The sequence below is a fragment of the Brevundimonas sp. P7753 genome (assembly GCF_013386595.1).
Taxonomy (GTDB): Bacteria; Pseudomonadota; Alphaproteobacteria; order Caulobacterales; family Caulobacteraceae; genus Brevundimonas; species Brevundimonas bullata.
The window spans coordinates 1-560 of the sequence record NZ_JACARP010000217.1 but is presented as its reverse complement, the minus strand read 5'-3'; the positions used below and the strand labels follow the sequence as shown (position 1 = coordinate 560).

Annotated in this window: 1 pseudogene; it reads left to right on the top strand. The window is 70.0% G+C overall.

What is annotated here, in order from left to right:
- A pseudogene (locus HX774_RS20290) lies at positions 1–560 on the top strand (DNA gyrase subunit B); the annotation flags it as partial.

Sequence of the window (560 nt, the reverse complement as noted above, 5' to 3'; positions counted from 1 at the left end):
CTGGACCTGGCCGGCGGCGAGCGCCGCATGGGGCTGGACCTCCAGGCTCTGGTCCGCGAGGCCAAGGCCTTCAAGGGTCTGGTCGACCGCCTGTCGCAGCGGGCTCCGGCCTTCGCCATCGAGCAGAGCGCCCTGGCCGGCCTGTTCAGCGAGAGCGGCGGCGAGCTGGAAAGCCGCGCGGGCAGCGCCGCCGAGCGCCTGAACCTCTACGCCGAAGAAGGCGACGGTCCGTGGTCGGGCGCGCGCGCTGAACAGGGCGGGGTCATGTTCAGCCGTGTCCGCCGCGCCGTCACCGAGACCATCGTCCTGGACGAACAACTAGCCTGCCGTCTATCGCCGCAAGGACAAGTCCACGACCGTTCGCGGCCCGCTGGACCTGCTGAACGCCGTGCTGGACGCCGGCAAGAAGGGCCTGGCCATCCAGCGCTACAAGGGTCTGGGCGAGATGAACCCCGAGCAGCTGTGGGAGACGACGCTGGACGTCAACGCCCGCACCCTGCTGCAGGTCAAGGTCGAACACGGCGACGACGCCGACGACCTGTTCGCCAAGCTGATGGGCG